Raw genomic sequence first — 15239 nt, 5'->3', positions numbered from 1 at the left:
GGAGAGAAGACCATGCTACAACCCACTGATATACAGACTGCGATCGTGTTCGGTAGCTGGAAGATCCGTCATCAGGAACCACTTGAAACCGAAGATCTGACGCTTTACGCGATTTCTGCAGATATGGCACTGATAGGTGAATTGACTGCTGTCGCAGACCTGCGCGGTCGTTATTGCGCGCTGGCTCGCTGGCGTAATGATGGCACTATGCTGCGCGCTGGTATGGGCCAGGTGGACTGCCAGAATCTGTCCGGCGCGGCCATTCCGCTTGCAATCATCACGCTGCAGGGTGGTCACGTACAGATCAGTCATTTGCTCAATCGCATCGATGTGCATCGCTCACTTTTTGTGCAACCTCCGCTTGAGATCGAGCAACCACAGGCTTCTGAAAATCTCGCTCTGGTGTTGCGAGAGGCTTTCGAGCGCAACCATCTGGCGATCAACAACTGGGAGTGCCGTTACACCACAACAGCACAAACTTACATCGAGTCGTTCGAGCTGGCCCCGGACAGTCATGCACGAATGCTGGGCGAGGCCTGGTTTGACGCCAGTTTTGCCCCGGCGATGGCGCCGTTCACCAGTCAATGCGGAGACGAATTCCAGCTATGGGACCATCACGTGACAGCTGCCCGCGCCGAAGACGGGGGTTACGTGTGGATGGAACACTGCACCCGAAAACGCAAGTTGGCGGTCAACGAACCACTGGTGCAAGTGTTTCGCAGTGCCCCCGGCAGCCTGTCGGCCACGCACAAAGAGCTTTCGCTGAGTTCACCCGCGCTGGAAGCATTGGCCATGAGTACCGACAGTACATTGCAGGCACTTGGCGAATATCGACGCTACGCCTTCAGCTGTCCGTGTGAGTCTGTGGAAAGCGGCAATCTGTTTCTGGTCTCGTTCGAGACATGTACGCCACTGTCCCAGGAGCCTGGAATTGCATCGGCGTACACGACCCGAGGTGAAGTTCGCTTTCTCAAGTCTCGTGGCGCTATCCACCACGAATTGATCATCGCCGACCTGCGCAGGCTGATGATGCATGTGCATGCTTTTCTGGATGCGCATCACCTGGAAAGCTGGCCTATGACCGATCGTTTCGCATTTTTGCCCTCGTCATTGTCCTTCACCACCCAGCGGGAGAGTCTGTACTCATGAGCAGTCGTTATCTATGCAACGGACGTTATCGTCTTGAGTTGAACGATCAGACCTCGGGTTCTGCACTCGCTCAGCGGTTACGGGTGTTTCTCGCGCCTTATTTCGCCGAAGTCAACGATGGCGGCCTTACCACTGTCGACCTTAGCGTGCGCCTGCACGACAGCGCCGCTTTCCGGGACGATTGGGTCAGACTTTGCGTGACACCTGAAGTCATTCGTGAAACCTACGCTCCCGGTTTTACCTTGCACGTACTGCGCGGTCACGACTCCCGGACCGGTCTGGATAATGCCTGGGACCCTGACACCCGTGTCGGCTACCGGATCGACCGTGATCGCCGTAGCGTCGAGTTCTACGGCGATGACAATGCATTCATTCATCTGATCGAACTGGTGCGCTATTTCGGGTTGTTGGTCGAGCAGGCCAAGGGCAGCGTGATCATGCACGCGTCGGCCGTGGTCGGGAAAGATGGCGGGATCGTCGCTATCGGCGGAGTCAAGGGAGCAGGCAAGACCACCACCATGCTGGATCTGGTGCTGTCTGAGGATTACCTGTATTTCTCCGGCGACAAGCTGTTGCTGGATGTCGTCGATGGTCGGGTTCGCGCCCGAGGCTGGCCCGATTACCCGCACGTCGGGGTGGGCACCTTGCGTACCCACCCGGAGTTGGCCAAGCGTCTTGATCTGGCCTCGGTGGCCGACGACCTGTCGATCGCCAACACCGAGAAGCGCCTGTGCATGCCCGAAACCATGCGCGCAGCGCTCAAGGCCAGCCCTGAAGGCTGCGGCTGGCTGACGACGGTGATGCTGCCCAATGTGAGCGCGCGAGGAGCGTTGCGCGTACGTACCCCTGAGCGAGACGCGGTCCTCGAGCAGATCCATTCGCCGACGCTGTTCGAATGGCCACATCGTTTCATTACCTCGACCTGGCACGGCATGATCGATCCGGAAACGCTGAGCGACACTGTGCCACAAGAAATCGTTGAGGGGCTGCTCGACGTAAAGTGGCAGAGCCGCGTTGGCGTGGCCCGTGAACTGATCAGTGCCTGACAAGGAGGTCCCATGAATCCGTTTTCCCAAGTACGCCTGGCGCTGGTCGCCCCCAGCGGTTCGGGCAAGAGCACCACAGCTCAGTTGTTGCGTACGTATTTCGAGGACGAAGGCCTGACTGTAGAGGTCATCAAGCTCGCTCAGCCTCTTTATGATCTGCAGCAGGCGTTCTACCAGCATGCCGGCGTGGCACTGATGCCTGGTACGCAGAATCAGTGTTTGCTGGAGGGCATTGCACGAGACTTGCGGTTACTGAACAGTCATTCGCTGGTGGCAGGCTTCGCCCGGCGATTGAAGCAATCCACCGCTCAGGTTGTGATCAATGATGACCTTCGTGACGATGCAATCGATTGGCCTTACCTGCGCACCGAAGGCTTTCAGGTGGTCAAGATCCTTGTCGATCATGCTTTGCGCCAGTCGCGGCTGGGGCAAAGAGGCGATGTTACTGTGGTGGAAAATAGCACGCTGGATCTGCAGACCCATCGCATCAAGGCCGATTATGTACTGCCCAATAACAGCTCTCTGGACCAGCTTGAGAAGCGTGTCGCAGTCGTGGCGCAGTGGGCGATGCACGGCTCTCAGTGTCGGCTGGTCTCATGAAAGGTCCGGACCCTTTGATATGGCTGTTGATCGATGGGCTGTCCTGGGAGCTGGTTAACCGTTTTCGCTCTACAAACACGGTGCAGGACTGTTCTACGCAATGGCCGTTCTATCCCTTGATGCCGCTGTCGCCCAATTGCCAGACGCCGCCATCGCTGTTTTCGATTTTCAGCGGTACGCAGGTCAGCGAACACGGGTTGACGGGCTATCTCATACCCGCTCCGGTTGCGCAGGATCCATTGGCAATGGTGAATGCCTTTCAGGTCTGGCCACGTCATATCGACATGGTCTGGGACGAATGGGCGCGCGAGGGCATCAGTTTTCGCCTGTGTGCCGTGCCTTTTGTTCAGCCCGACCGGCTTGGGGTCGCATTGGTTGGCCAAAGCAGCGTGTATCAGGGGGTTTCGGCTCCTCCGGAGCTTATCGAAAGCGGTGGATACCTGCGTATCGAGGCGCTGGGGGTGGTTGCCAGGCTCAGCCTGTGCGAGGACGGTGCCGTGCTCGATTGGCCAGAAGACGTTGAAAGGGCGCCTTGCCGATTGCCGCTGGGCAGCACCGTGCATTTGCCTTTGCAAGGGAATAAGCCAGGCAACGTCTGCCACGCCATTGCACTGCGCGCCGTGACTGTCGATGGCCGGATATGTGTGGTCAGCTTCGGCTATCAGGAGGTTCAGGCGCTGGATCTGCAGTGCGACACAGACAAAGCTTATGTGGCCAGGGACCTGACCTTAATGTACCGCACCGGGCAACTTGGCAGACGGTTGGACGAAGGCGGGCATGGCGCTGCAGAGTGGCTGCTGCTGGAGCTGATGCGGGAAATGCATGAAAGCTTCAGCAATGACATTGTCGGCGCAGTGCGGGCAGGTGATGCGCAGAGAGTCGTTGGTTATTACCCGGTGGTAGATCTGCTCTCGCATCATTTGCTCAAGTACCTCGCTCCAGACTGGGCCAACGACCTCATGCAAGAGGTTGGACGACAATTATTCGATGAGGTTTCGGGCTGGGTCTATGAGCTGATCGTACGTTGCGTTGATGCGGCGGGTTGCAAGGTGCGCTGCGTAGCTCATTCAGACCACGGTATGACGCCCGTCCACCATGACCTTTACCCGAACGCTTTTTTTGAGCAACAGGGCTGGCTGGTCTATGACTCGGCAGGCTTGCCGGATATGCAACAAAGCGCTGCAGTATTTCATCCTGCCGACAATGGGCTGTTGCTGTTCCACAGGGAACGGCTCGGCTTGTCGGGAAACGACCCAGGTTCAGTCACCGAAGCCTGGCGGCAAAGCCTTGCAGAACCCTTTCGACGAGAGTGGGCAATGGTCGAGTGGCCGAGCGGCCAGTGTTTTCACGATGGCTGGACAGGCTCTTGCTATTGGCAGGCGCCAAGGGGCGCGCGACTGGTGGCCGCACGTTCAGAACATTGCGCGCGACTAAGCCGCAAGGGTGGCGACCACACGGTATGTGCCACTGACCCTTGGTTGCGTGGCGTATTGCTGGATGCCAGCAGCACAGCCTTGCCACGTCCCGACTGCCCTGAACTGCAACTGCCCGATATTCGTCACTGGCTGACAGCCACGTACTGATACCTGCCCCGATAATCTCAGCCACAGGGAGCTTGCCCATGCGTTTTGAGAACACGCGTTTTGACAGTCTGCTACTCGACATCGACGGCACACTAATGCACAAGGGCCAGTGTTTGCCGGGCGCAGCCGAAGCGCTTGCCTTCGCGCGTTCCCAGGGGTTGCGCCTGCAACTGCTGACAAACACCACGGCGAAGATGCCAGAGGCGCTGGCCGAGGAACTGTGCCATGCCGGGATCCAGGTAGACCCGGACGAAATTCAGACCGCCACCACCGCTTGTCTAGGGTATTTGCAGCAACATTCGCAACTCAAGTGCCATCTGGTGGTGCCCGACTCGATAAAAGCGGCATTCAGTGGCATCGCCACAGACGATTCGAGCCCAGATGTCGTAGTGATCAGCGATATTGGCGAAGCATTCGATTACGCGACGCTGAATCGCTGTTTCCGCATGTTGCGCGGCGGCGCTCGTCTCATAGCGTTGCAAAAAAACCTGTTCTGGTTTGATCGTGATGGAGAGCGCCTGGATTGCGGTGCTTTCATCGTCGGGCTTGAGGCTGCAGCGCGGGTGCAGGCGCTCGTGATGGGCAAGCCATCCCCTCTGTTCTTCGAAGCGGCATTGCGCAGGCTAGACACCTGTGGCAGCCGCGCCTTGGTGGTGGGCGATGACGTACTGACTGACTGCGCAGGGGCAAAAGCCGTCGGCGCGAGCAGCCTGCTGGTGCGTACCGGAAAATACGACAGGGCGCTTTTTGATGCCCATCGTCAAAACGTGGATGCGGTGATCGACGGTATTGCGGACTTCCCCCGCTGGTGGATGTCCATCAACGCCACAGATCATCAGCACCAAGTTTGAGTCACTGGATTACAAGGACGAATAATCAATGCAGACAGCATGTGTCAAAAAGTCGAAAGAGCGCCCGGAAAATATATCCGAGCGGATTTATGCCCGGATCAAAGAGGATATTTCCGAGTTTCGTCTGTTACCCGGCGAGCGATTTACTGAAGGTGAAGTGGCCGAGCGTGTTCAGGCCAGCCGTACACCGGTCAGGCAGGCGTTGTTCCGGCTCGAGCATGAAGGGTATGTGGAGGTCCATTACAGAAGCGGGTGGCAAGTCCGCCCGTTTGACCCTCGTCACTTTGAAGAGCTGTATGACGTTCGGGTAGTACTTGAGCTGGAGGCGCTTGCCAGGCTGGGGTTGATGGATCTGAGCGTCGAGCCGCTGATCGAAGAGCTGACACGCACCTGGCTGGTGCCGGAAGGTGAGCGACTCAGGGACACGGATATTCTGGCTGGGCTGGGTGAGCGGTTTCATTGCGCATTGGTCGAGGTGGTAGGCAACCGGGAAATGGCAAGGCTGCATTACGAGATCACCGAGAAAACCCGCACAATACGTCGCCTCGAGTTCAGCACGTCCAGAATCGATGCGACGTACGAAGAACATGGCAGCATTCTGCGTGCGCTCCTGCGACGTCAGCCTCAACAGGCTCAGCAATTGCTGGAGGCCCACGTCGAATTCAATAAGGAGGAAGCGCGCAGGGCCACGCAACATGTTCTGCGACGCGCACGCCATTACGCCGAGAAAAATGCTGAGCCCGGAAGGCTCCGTGCACAAGCGCAATGAGCTGCCGCAGGCCGATGCCATCCATGTTACTCGCCGCAGTCAGACGCGGCGAGGCGTTGCCGGAAGCGCAGCGGCGCGAGTGACGGATTCGATTCGAGCTTTGAAGGCCAAGTATTTCAACTGTCTTTCAGCCTTGGCTGCACGGAGTCTGCCAGTTGCGTCAGTATCAGGCAGCAAGACACCGCCCCGGCATCCAGCACACCGACAGAACGTTCGCCGAGCCGGCTCGCTCGCCCGATTTTTGCCACCAGGTCCTTTGTCGAGTCGCGCCCCTGCGTTGCAGCGCGTTTCATGTCGTCCAGAGCTTCGTTGAATGAGGCGTGCGAGGCGTGAGCCTGTTCGAAGGCCTCTACTGCCGGAATCAGGCTGTCCATCAGGCATTTGTCGCCGACTCCGGCTTCGGTAATGTCCTGCAATGAAGTGAGCCCGCCGCGCAGCAGTCGGGCAAAGGTGGCTGCATCGATTTGCTCGCAGTTGCGCACCTGATCGGCCATGCCGATAAACAGGCTGCCATACAGCGGCCCCATCGAGCCGCCGATGCCTTCCATCAGGCTGAGGGTCAGTTCGTCCAGCGCTTCTGCGAAGGTCAGTTGACGTCCTTCGAGGGTTCGGCCGCAATGGGCAAAGCCTTTGGCCATGTTGATCCCGTGATCACCATCGCCGATAGCACCGTCGACTTCGCTCAGGTATTCGCGGTTGGCGACGATCACGCTCACCAGGTCTGCAACAATCGCCGTACCTTCGTGTGTGGAGAAATGCTGGCTCATGGTCTACTCCGCCTGGGTCATGCCGATGGAGCGGCAGGGATGATCGATCAGGGTTTTCAGTTCATCGTCCAGGCCCAGAAGGGTGAGGGTCACGCCCATCATCTCCAGCGAGGTGAAGTAGTTGCCGACGTAGCAGCGATGAATCTTCAGGCCCTTGGCTTTCAACTGGCTTTCCACTTCGGCATAAAAGATGTACAGCTCCATGACCGGCGTTGCGCCCAGCCCGGAGACCAGCACCACAACAGCCTCATCGGCGCTGAAATCGCGGTCGGCGAGGATGGGCGCCAGCATGCGCTCGGCCATCGCAGCGGCCGACTCGATGGAAATGACTTCTATGCCCGGCTCGCCATGGTGCCCGATGCCCAGTTCCATCTTGCCGTCCGGAATCTGGAAGTTCGGCTTGCCGACAGCTGCGATGGTGCAGGGCGTCAGGCCGATGCCGATTGAACGACACTGGTCGACGGCCTTCTGGGCGACGCGGATAACACCACTCAGGTCGTAGCCTTTTGCGGCGGCAGCTCCGCCGACCTTCCACATGAAGATTTCCCCGGCCACGCCGCGGCGCTTGGCAATCTCGGCTTTCGGCGCCGACGCCACGTCGTCGTTGGCAACCACGGTACGAACTTGCAGGTCTTTGCTGGCGGCCATTTTCATCGCCAGCTTGACGTTCATGTTGTCGCCAGCATAGTTGCCATACAGGCAGGCTATTCCCGCGCCGTGATCGGCAGCCCGAAAAGCGTCGAAGAAGCTTTTTGCGGTGGGTGAGGAGAAAATCTCGCCGACCGCGACGGCATCAACCAGACCGGGGCCGACGTAGCCCAGAAAAGCCGGTTCGTGGCCAGAACCGCCTCCGGTCACAATACCGACGTGGCCCTGCGGGGAGGGCACGGCTTTACCGATGACACGCGGGTTGCTGTCGCATTGGGACAGTTCAGGATGTGCCACCAGAATACCGCGCAGCATGTCCTCGACCACTTGGTCCGGATCATTGATCACTCGATTCATAACGCGTTTTCCTGTGTTGTTTTTATGAGACGCATGCGGATCAGGGCTCCAGTACCACTTTCAATGACTTGTCGCCGCGCTCCATGACAGCAAAGGCTTCCTTGAAGTCCGCCAGGGCGAACTTGTGCGTGACCACGTCGCGCATGTCGATCTTGCGGTTGCCGATAAAATCGATGGCCCGCGGGTACATGTAAGGCCCCAGATGCGAGCCCAGCACGTCCAGCTCCTTTCGGTCGCCGATGATCGACCAGTCCACCGTGGCTTCGTCGTTGAACACACTGAACTCGACGAAACGTCCCAGTTTGCGCAGCATCGCCAGGCCCTGATTGACGGCCTTGTGGTGCCCCGTGGCTTCTATATAGATATCGCAGCCGTAGCCGTCGGTGATTTCGCGGATTTTCGCCAGCACGTCGACTTCGGCCGGGTTCCACACTTCGTCAGCCCCCATGCGTAACGCCAGGGCGGCGCGTTCCGGTTTCATGTCGAGCACAATGAGTTTTTTCGGATTGCGCATGCGAACCGCCCCGATGATCCCGAGCCCCAGCGTACCAGCCCCGGCTACGACCACGATGTCATCGAAATCAACGTCGGCCCGTTCGGCGGCGTGCAGGGAGCAGGCGAGGGGTTCGATCAGAATGGCTTCGTCCGGGGCAATAGAGTCCGGGACTTTGTGGACGATGCCCTCTTTGGTGAAAATCATGTACTGCGCCATTGCGCCCTGTACGTTGTTCTGGAAGCCATAGAGGTCGTGCTTCTGACACATCCAGTACTGACCGTGGTTGCAGAAGCGGCAGCCCCAGCACGGCACAATCTGTTCGGAAATAACCCGGTCACCGACCTGCACACCACGCTTTTCCGCTCCCGGCCCGAGTGCAACCACTCGGCAGACGAACTCATGGCCCGGAATCATCGGTGGTTTGACGTAGCGCGGCTGCTCGGCATCGCCCCAGAACGATGGCGCACCGCGATAGGTCTTGATGTCGCCCATGCAAATCCCGCATAGCTCGACCTTGGTGAGGATTTCGTCAGGGCCAGGCGTCGGCACGTCGACGGTTTCCAGTCGGTAATCTTCCGGTCCATAGCAGACCACCGCCTGCATGGTGGTCGGTATGACGGGGGAAAGCTGTTCGGCAGTGCGTTCGGTAACAGTGGACATGACGAGAAACCTCGCAACAGAAAAGTGAGTTACTGGATGCTGTAGCCGCCGTCGATCACTACGTTTTCACCGGTGATCATGCTGGCCGCGTCGCTGAGCAGGTACAGTGCCAGCCCGGCTATTTCTTCCGGTTGAGCGAAGCGTCCCGCCGGGATCTGTGTTTTGGCGCGCTCGCCGACTTCACCGGCCCAGGCTTTCTTGCCCAGCGCGGTTTCGACGATGGTCGGGGAGATCGCGTTGACGTTGATATGCGGTGCCCACTCCATCGCCAGCACCTTGGTCATGCCGACCACCGCAGCCTTGCTTGCGCAGTAGGCGACATGTCGGTCAAGACCAATGACGGCGGCCTGGGAGGCGAGGTTGACAATACGTCCGTTGCCTTGGGCCAGCATGTGTCGGGCGCACGCCTGAGCAACGAAGAAACTGGCCTTGAGGTTGATGTCGAGCGTGGTGTCCCAGGCGTCTTCGGTAACATCGACAGCCTTGTCGAGCAGTGCGACGCCAGCGCTGTTGACCAGATAATCGAGACGTTTGAAATGCTCGAATACAGTGTCGATAGTGCTGTTGACCTGATCGAGCTGGCGCAGATCGACTGCGATACCGATGTGGCCGCTGCCGAGGTTGGCAGCCACTTCAGCCACCGCAGGGTCACGGTCCAGCAGCGCCACACGAGCGCCATGCTCGACCAACAGGCGCGCGCAGGCCAGACCGATGCCGGCGGCTCCGCCGGTGATGACCGCACAGCGTCCCTTGAGATCGAACGCCTTGTTCCAGAACTCGGACATGAAAATTACTCCTTTAGCGCTGGTTGATTGATGATTCGGGACGCTCTGCGTCACAAATCCATGCTTTACCGCACACTCAAGATCGGACGCAGAGCATCCAGAATTGCGCTCTCACGCTGGCGCGTGGGAATGCCTTTCGTGACGCTCTGCGTCACAGATCTGCGCCAGGACGCTTGAGTTACTTGCCGCCACTGACCTGTTTGTACAGCGCATCGGCGTTGGCATCGGTGACTGGCACCCAGGGCAGGATGTAGTTCTTGTCGGTTCCGTCACCCCATTTCACGTCCTTGGCGTAGCGATCCCAGATCACCGACTTCGGCTTGTAGTCCTTGCCGGCCAATGCACGAAGGGCGACGTCAAGCGCGCCTTGGGACTGGGCCTGGGCGTCCTGCAGGAATGTGGTGATTTCGTTCTTTTTCGCCGCCTGAATCGCATCAGGCATGCCGTCGATGGAGGTGATGGGCACGTCTTCAGGCTTCAGGTTGCGGGACTTGACCGCCTGCAGGGCGCCGAGCGCCATGTCGTCGTTCTGCGAAATAATCCCCGAGATGCCGCCGTTCGGGTGAGCGTTGAGCCAGTCTTCAGTCAGCGCCAAGGCTTCGGCGCGCGACCAGTTTGCGGTTTTCATCTCGATGATCTTGATGTCAGGGTGTTGCTTGAGTACCTCCATCTCGCCTTTTTCGCGGTCGATCTGTGCCGACTGCCCAATCGGCCCCTGGATGATCACCACGTTGCCTTTGCCCTTGAGCTTGTCGACCATTGCCTGCGCCTGAAGCCGCCCGCCCTCGACATCGTCGTTGCCGACGTAAGGCACCTTGGCGCTGGCGACACGTGTATTCGAGGCGATGACCGGGATGTCGCTCTCCATCGCCCGGGCCACGGTGCCGATTCCTGCCTTGGTGTCGATGGGTACGAAAATGATCGCGTCGTAATGCTGAGTGATCATGGTTTCGATCTGGTTGTTCTGGGTCAGCGCATCGTAGTTGCCATCGAATACGGTGATCTGCACGGTGCCGTCCTTGACCGCCGGATGCTGCTTGAGCTCGCGGACCCAGTTCTGCATGAACTGCCCCTTGAGGCCATAAACCGCCGCACCGATCTTGTAGGTCTTGCCATCGGCGGCCAGGGTAATGCTGCTGGCAAGCAGGGAGAGCGCCGCGACAGCGGCCAGGGATTTACCGAATTTCATGATGAGCACCTCGTTATTGTTTTAGTCAGTCGGTCATTCAGAGGAAAAGCAGCTAGCGTTTTTTCTTGCGCCACACGTCGATCAGTACTGCGAACACGATGATCAGGCCCTTGGCGACCTGTTGGTAATAGGAAGACACACCCAACAGGTTGAGGCCGTTGTTGATGACGCCGATCAGCAGGGCGCCGAACAGCGTGCCGACGATGCTGCCAGTGCCCCCGGACAAGCTGGTGCCGCCGATGACCACCGCTGCAATGGCGTCCAGTTCGTAGGACATGCCGGCCTGGGGCAGGGCGGACGTGGTCCGTGCCGACAACACCACACCTGCCAGCCCCGCCAGCAGCCCGGACACCACGTAGACTGAAAACATCACTTTGCGCACGCCGATCCCGGAGGTGCGCGCGCTCTTTTCGTTGCCGCCAACGGCATACACATAGCGACCGTAGGTGGTGTAGCGCAGCACCATCCAGAAGATCAGCGCAACCACAGCGAAGATGATGATCGGCACACCGATCGGGCCAAGCTTGCCGATGCCCAACGCCAGATACTCTTCAGGCAGGTCGGTGACCGGGCTGCCGTCGTTGAGAATGAACGTCATGCCGCGCGCGATGCTGAGCATGCCCAGCGTGGCAACGAATGGCGGTATCGAGAGGTTGGCGACCATAAAGCCGTTGACGACTCCCAGCATCGCACCAGCGAACATCCCGGCGCTGACCGCCGCCAGCAGGCCATAGCCCTGGGTGGCCACCAGTGCGCTGCACAACCCGGCGAAGGCCAGAATCGAGCCCACCGACAGGTCAATGCCCTTGGTCAGGATCACGTAGGTCATGCCGACCGCGAGAATGCCGTTGATCGACGTCTGGCGCAGGATGTCCATCCAGTTTCGCCAGGTCATGAAGTACTCGCTGGCAAAGGTCATCACCAGGCAGAGCAGGATGAACACCAGTGGCAGTCCGAAACGGTCCAGGGACAGACGCAGCAGGCTGCGCGGTTCGGCAGTGGCGGGCGCAATGATGGTTTTGCTATTCATGAGGCGAGACTCAGCAGGGCTTCCTGGGAAAGATCGGCATCGCTGCTGATGGTCACCAGCCTGCCACCTTTGAATACGGCGATACGGTCACTCAGGCGCAACAGCTCCGGGGCCTCTGAAGACACCACAATGGCGGCCCCGCCCCCGCGCACGAACTGGTCCAGCAGGTGATAGATCTCCTGTTTGGCGCCTTCGTCGATGCCTCGGGTCGGCTCGTCACAGAGCAGGCATACCGGCTGCGTGGAGAGGCATTTGGCTAGCACCACTTTCTGCTGGTTGCCTCCGCTCATGGATGAGACGGGCAGGTCCAGCGAGGTTGTCTTGATCTGCAGGCGCTTGACCATGTCTTCTGCCAGCTGCTGTTCCTTGCGCGCATTGATCAGCGACCAGCTCGACAGTTGCCGGTAAGCCGACAGCGCGATATTCGAGAGGATGCTGCCGCTGAGTACCAGGCCGCTGTCTTTGCGGTCCTCGGTAACCAGAGACATGCCGGCCCGAATAGTCGCTTTGGGCAGGCCGATCGGCATGGGTTTGCCCTGCAGGGTCACGCGACCTGCGTCAGGCGTGGTCAGGCCGTAGATGCAATTGAGGAATTCGCTGCGTCCGGAGCCCATCAGGCCGTAGATGCCCAGAATCTCGCCGTGACGCAGTTTCAGGCTGATGTCCTGGAATTCGCCGTTCCGGCTCAGCCTGTCTACGTCCAGGCAGCATTCGGCGGCGCAGTCCCGCCCTGCCTTGTGATCGATACGCTGCAGCTCCTGGCCGACAATGCCTCGCACCAGGTGTGCGCGATCGATATCGGCCATGCGCCCGCTTTCGACAAAGGCCCCGTCGCGAAAGATGCTGTAATCATCGGCGATTTGCGCCAGTTCGCTGAGGCGGTGGGATACATAGATAATCCCCGCGCCCCGTGCGGTCAGTCGGCGGATAGCCTTGAACAGGGTTTGCGCCTCGCGCTCGCCGATGGCCGAAGTGGGCTCGTCCATGATCATCACCTGACAGTCATGGCTGAATGCCTTGGCGATTTCCACCAGCTGTATCTGCGCCACACTCAGGCGGTGCATAGGGCTGGTGGCGTCGACGTCGAATTCGAGTTCTTCCAGCAGCTCGCGGGTGCGTCGATTCAGCGCCTTGCTATCGACGATGCAACCCGCCCTGCGAGGTTCGCGGCCCAGCCAGATGTTTTCCGCGACGGTCATGAAGGGGATGGGTTCAAGCTCTTGGGTGATCATCGCGATGCCTGCAGCGAGAGCCTCGCCGGGGCGATTGAACTGCACCGGTTCGCCGTTGAGCAGGATGGTGCCTGAGTCGCGCTGAGTGATGCCCATGAGGATGCTGAGGAAGGTCGATTTGCCCGCGCCATTCCCGCCGCACAGGGCATGCACGCTGCCAGCGCGCAGCGAAAGACGGCCGTCACGCAGGGCAGGTATGCCGGCATAGGCCTTGGTGACCTGTTCAGCCTGGAGCAGTAATGGCTTGGCCATCGGCGTGTCCTCGTGCTGTGAATTTCTTATTAGATGCACTGACGTGTTGCTCAGTGAGCATATGTGTATCAAATGAAATTCTGATCAGTCAATCTCTTTCACTTAAAAGTTTCATAGCGTGTGAAAAGTCCGCGATTGACTTGTCTTTGCGACTATAGCCCTGTATTCACGCAAATCTCGCTTGACAGGCTGACCGTAATGCCCGAGAAATAACTGATCGGAATTTCACCGAATGAACATTTGGTCGAGCTTGAGCGACCACGGCAGCGGAGCCAGACGCCATGAACACACCTTTCCCGGTGGCTATCGGATGTGACGAAGCGGGTTACGAACTCAAAGAACTGTTGAAACGCCATATCGAGTCACTGGGTTACCCGGTAACCGATTTCGGCACCCACTCAACCGCGCCGGTGCTTTATCCGGACATCGCCCTGGCAGTCGCAACGGCCATCAATACCGGCCAGCAAAGGCTCGGTGTACTGGTTTGCGGTACCGGAATAGGCATGGCCATATCCGCCAACAAGGTGTTCGGCATTCGTGCCGCTCAGGCCCATGACACCTATTCGGCCGAGCGCGCGCGCAAAAGCAACGATGCGCAAATTCTCTCGGTCGGTGCGCGGGTGATAGGTGCGGAGCTGGCGAAAAGCATCGTCAAATCATTTCTGGAATCGGAGTTCGAGGCTGCACGCTCCGGAGCCAAGGTCGAGCGCATCAATGCCATCGAGCGTGACGGCCATCAGTAGTGGACGAGACAGGGCGGGAGTAGGGAGAATGCGCCTTTGATGCCGAAACGGAAGCCTCTCCACATGAGTGACAGTACCCAGCGCATGGCCAGCGATATCGATCTGATGACCGAAGTCGCAATGCTTTACTACCTTGAGAACGTCACTCAGGAAGCCATCGCCAAACGTTTCGACCTGTCACGCGCGAAAGTCAGCCGTCTGCTCAAGCGTGCACGCGATGAAGGGATTGTCGAGGTGCGGGTGCTGCAGCATCCGGCCATGAATAACGAACTTGAACAGGCGCTGGTGGAGCGCTTCGAGCTTGATCGTGCGCTGATCGCGGTTGATCACAGCGATCCGGATACCCAGCGCTCGGCGGTGGCCAGCCTGGTGGCCAATTACCTCAACAAAACCCTGAGCGACGGCATGATTGTCGCGGTAGGAATGGGCCGCAACGTGGGCGCAGTGGCAGACAACGTGTTTTTGCCGGTGACGCGCAATTGCACATTTGTCTGCGCCATTGGCGGTTCGCTCAAAGCAGGCGAATACATGAACCCGGACCACATCTGCCGTCGCCTGGCGCTGCGTTTCGGCGGCGAAAGTGAAAGCCTTTACGCCCCGGCGCTGGTCGCCAACCCGGAGTTGCGCAGCGTGCTGATCAGCAACGACACGGTGCGCTCGACCCTCGATCGTGCGCGCCGGGCCGATATGGCCCTGATCGGTATCGGTGACATGAGCGAAAACAGCAACATGGTGCGCATGGGCTGGTTCTCGCCGCAGGAAATCGCCCAGGCCAGGTTATCCGGCACCGTGGGAGACATGATGGGCTATGACTTTATTGATATTCACGGGCAGCCTGCGGTCAACGCTATACAGGGCAGGGTGATAGGGCTGACCGTTCAGGAGCTGTTACGCATTCCGGATGTGGTGGCCATTGCCAGTGAAAATACCAAGGCTGCAGCCACGCTAGGGGCACTGCGCTCGGGAGTGATCAACACACTGGCCACGACGGTCACCAATGCGCACACCATCCTTGCGCTGGATGACGCAACGCGCAAAGGGTGATGAACCATTCACAATTACGGGCTGTCGCAAGCACTGCA

General features: G+C 59.0%; 15 protein-coding genes. 8 read left to right on the top strand and 7 right to left on the bottom strand.

Features of this window, described 5'->3' with window-relative positions; all coding sequences use genetic code 11:
* Nucleotides 1–12 precede the first annotated feature (12 nt).
* The 6 genes from I9H09_RS12885 to I9H09_RS12860 are packed head-to-tail and all read left to right on the top strand — an operon-like array spanning nt 13 to nt 5998.
* The gene (locus I9H09_RS12885; RefSeq protein WP_122313227.1) at nt 13–1149 is read left to right on the top strand and encodes a hypothetical protein; all 1137 of its coding nucleotides are present in this window, start codon (nt 13–15) and stop codon (nt 1147–1149) included.
* On the top strand, nt 1146–2195 hold the full coding sequence (locus tag I9H09_RS12880) for a hypothetical protein (protein ID WP_122346383.1): 1050 nt from the start codon (nt 1146–1148) through the stop codon (nt 2193–2195). The genes I9H09_RS12885 and I9H09_RS12880 overlap by 4 nt, the downstream gene beginning before the upstream one ends.
* 12 nt (nt 2196–2207) lie before the next feature.
* A complete protein-coding gene (locus I9H09_RS12875; protein ID WP_122313229.1) occupies nt 2208–2795 on the top strand; it encodes a nucleoside/nucleotide kinase family protein in 588 nt (195 codons plus the stop codon).
* A complete protein-coding gene (locus I9H09_RS12870) occupies nt 2792–4378 on the top strand; it encodes an alkaline phosphatase family protein (protein ID WP_122313365.1) in 1587 nt (528 codons plus the stop codon). The genes I9H09_RS12875 and I9H09_RS12870 overlap by 4 nt, the downstream gene beginning before the upstream one ends.
* Nucleotides 4379–4416: 38 nt before the next feature.
* Complete coding sequence (locus I9H09_RS12865) at nt 4417–5229, top strand: TIGR01458 family HAD-type hydrolase (RefSeq protein WP_054990949.1); 813 nt, start codon at nt 4417–4419, stop codon at nt 5227–5229.
* 28 nt (nt 5230–5257) lie between these two features.
* Entirely contained in the window at nt 5258–5998 is a 741-nt protein-coding gene (locus tag I9H09_RS12860; RefSeq protein WP_053480046.1) for a GntR family transcriptional regulator, read from the top strand.
* Nucleotides 5999–6114: 116 nt separating this feature from the next.
* Here the strand turns inward: I9H09_RS12860 and dhaL are convergent, their stop codons facing one another.
* The 7 genes from dhaL to I9H09_RS12825 form a co-directional block, all read right to left on the bottom strand.
* Nucleotides 6115–6765, bottom strand: a complete 651-nt coding sequence (dhaL, locus tag I9H09_RS12855) for a dihydroxyacetone kinase subunit DhaL (RefSeq protein WP_005890849.1) — start codon at nt 6763–6765, stop codon at nt 6115–6117.
* A 3-nt stretch (nt 6766–6768) separates the two neighbouring features.
* Nucleotides 6769–7770: a dihydroxyacetone kinase subunit DhaK gene (locus tag I9H09_RS12850; RefSeq protein ID WP_053932592.1), complete on the bottom strand. Its 1002-nt coding sequence runs from the start codon at nt 7768–7770 to the stop codon at nt 6769–6771.
* Nucleotides 7771–7810: 40 nt separating this feature from the next.
* On the bottom strand, nt 7811–8926 hold the full coding sequence (locus I9H09_RS12845) for an MDR/zinc-dependent alcohol dehydrogenase-like family protein (RefSeq protein WP_024671530.1): 1116 nt from the start codon (nt 8924–8926) through the stop codon (nt 7811–7813).
* A 29-nt stretch (nt 8927–8955) separates the two neighbouring features.
* Nucleotides 8956–9711, bottom strand: coding sequence for an SDR family oxidoreductase (locus tag I9H09_RS12840; protein ID WP_122346382.1), 756 nt, complete (start codon nt 9709–9711; stop codon nt 8956–8958).
* A 178-nt stretch (nt 9712–9889) separates the two neighbouring features.
* A complete protein-coding gene (locus I9H09_RS12835) occupies nt 9890–10900 on the bottom strand; it encodes a substrate-binding domain-containing protein (protein WP_024671531.1) in 1011 nt (336 codons plus the stop codon).
* Nucleotides 10901–10952: 52 nt separating this feature from the next.
* Entirely contained in the window at nt 10953–11930 is a 978-nt protein-coding gene (locus tag I9H09_RS12830) for an ABC transporter permease (protein ID WP_005886979.1), read from the bottom strand.
* Nucleotides 11927–13414 (bottom strand): sugar ABC transporter ATP-binding protein, encoded by a 1488-nt coding sequence (locus I9H09_RS12825; protein ID WP_122346380.1) that lies wholly within the window; start codon nt 13412–13414, stop codon nt 11927–11929. Before I9H09_RS12825 ends, I9H09_RS12830 begins: the two co-directional genes overlap by 4 nt.
* A 281-nt stretch (nt 13415–13695) precedes the next feature.
* On the opposite strand from I9H09_RS12825, the gene rpiB reads away from it, so the two are divergent.
* Nucleotides 13696–14157 (top strand): ribose 5-phosphate isomerase B, encoded by a 462-nt coding sequence (rpiB, locus tag I9H09_RS12820; protein ID WP_122346379.1) that lies wholly within the window; start codon nt 13696–13698, stop codon nt 14155–14157.
* Nucleotides 14158–14220: 63 nt separating this feature from the next.
* A complete protein-coding gene (locus I9H09_RS12815) occupies nt 14221–15201 on the top strand; it encodes a sugar-binding transcriptional regulator (protein ID WP_005886971.1) in 981 nt (326 codons plus the stop codon).
* Nucleotides 15202–15239 lie beyond the last annotated feature (38 nt).

It is taken from the genome of Pseudomonas tremae (assembly GCF_023278125.1).
In the GTDB taxonomy this organism is placed as follows: Bacteria; Pseudomonadota; Gammaproteobacteria; order Pseudomonadales; family Pseudomonadaceae; genus Aquipseudomonas; species Aquipseudomonas tremae.
Note: the sequence above shows the minus strand (reverse complement) of the source record. Positions and strands in the feature narration are given on the sequence as shown.

Excerpts from the sequence above, each read along its gene's own strand:
- I9H09_RS12885 (WP_122313227.1), top strand. The coding sequence starts at position 13 with ATGCTACAACCCACTGATATACAGACTGCGATCGTGTTCGGTAGCTGG.
- I9H09_RS12880 (WP_122346383.1), top strand. The coding sequence starts at position 1,146 with ATGAGCAGTCGTTATCTATGCAACGGACGTTATCGTCTTGAGTTGAAC.
- I9H09_RS12875 (WP_122313229.1), top strand. The coding sequence starts at position 2,208 with ATGAATCCGTTTTCCCAAGTACGCCTGGCGCTGGTCGCCCCCAGCGGT.
- I9H09_RS12870 (WP_122313365.1), top strand. The coding sequence starts at position 2,792 with ATGAAAGGTCCGGACCCTTTGATATGGCTGTTGATCGATGGGCTGTCC.
- I9H09_RS12865 (WP_054990949.1), top strand. The coding sequence starts at position 4,417 with ATGCGTTTTGAGAACACGCGTTTTGACAGTCTGCTACTCGACATCGAC.
- I9H09_RS12860 (WP_053480046.1), top strand. The coding sequence starts at position 5,258 with ATGCAGACAGCATGTGTCAAAAAGTCGAAAGAGCGCCCGGAAAATATA.
- dhaL (WP_005890849.1), bottom strand. The coding sequence starts at position 6,765 with ATGAGCCAGCATTTCTCCACACACGAAGGTACGGCGATTGTTGCAGAC.
- I9H09_RS12850 (WP_053932592.1), bottom strand. The coding sequence starts at position 7,770 with ATGAATCGAGTGATCAATGATCCGGACCAAGTGGTCGAGGACATGCTG.
- I9H09_RS12845 (WP_024671530.1), bottom strand. The coding sequence starts at position 8,926 with ATGTCCACTGTTACCGAACGCACTGCCGAACAGCTTTCCCCCGTCATA.
- I9H09_RS12840 (WP_122346382.1), bottom strand. The coding sequence starts at position 9,711 with ATGTCCGAGTTCTGGAACAAGGCGTTCGATCTCAAGGGACGCTGTGCG.
- I9H09_RS12835 (WP_024671531.1), bottom strand. The coding sequence starts at position 10,900 with ATGAAATTCGGTAAATCCCTGGCCGCTGTCGCGGCGCTCTCCCTGCTT.
- I9H09_RS12830 (WP_005886979.1), bottom strand. The coding sequence starts at position 11,930 with ATGAATAGCAAAACCATCATTGCGCCCGCCACTGCCGAACCGCGCAGC.
- I9H09_RS12825 (WP_122346380.1), bottom strand. The coding sequence starts at position 13,414 with ATGGCCAAGCCATTACTGCTCCAGGCTGAACAGGTCACCAAGGCCTAT.
- rpiB (WP_122346379.1), top strand. The coding sequence starts at position 13,696 with ATGAACACACCTTTCCCGGTGGCTATCGGATGTGACGAAGCGGGTTAC.
- I9H09_RS12815 (WP_005886971.1), top strand. The coding sequence starts at position 14,221 with ATGAGTGACAGTACCCAGCGCATGGCCAGCGATATCGATCTGATGACC.